The sequence below is a fragment of the Citrobacter sp. TBCS-14 genome (assembly GCF_005280805.1).
Classification (GTDB): domain Bacteria; phylum Pseudomonadota; class Gammaproteobacteria; order Enterobacterales; family Enterobacteriaceae; genus Citrobacter; species Citrobacter gillenii.
In genome coordinates, this window is sequence record NZ_SZWM01001167.1 from 349 (window position 1) to 581 (window position 233).

A 233-nucleotide genomic window follows, 5' to 3' on the forward strand; every position below is an offset into this window, starting at 1 on the left:
TACAACCCTTCACGGGTTCGCTATCCGATGGTTCGACTGGACTGGTTACGCAAGCGTGAGAAGTCGGATCGTAGCCAGCGGGGAGATAATCGTTTTGTGCGGGTTAGCTGGGATCAGGCGCTGGACCTGTTTTATGAAGAGCTTGAGCGGGTGCAAAAAACCTATGGTTCATCCGGCGTCTTTACCGGGCTGGCGGATTGGCAAATGGTGGGCAAATACCACAAGGCTGGCGG

The 233-nt window shown here is 54.9% G+C and carries 1 protein-coding gene; it reads left to right on the top strand.

The window, feature by feature from the left end; all coding sequences use genetic code 11:
• The coding region (locus FDX22_RS24595; RefSeq protein WP_146717924.1) for a molybdopterin-dependent oxidoreductase at positions 1-233 on the top strand (233 nt) is incomplete at both ends.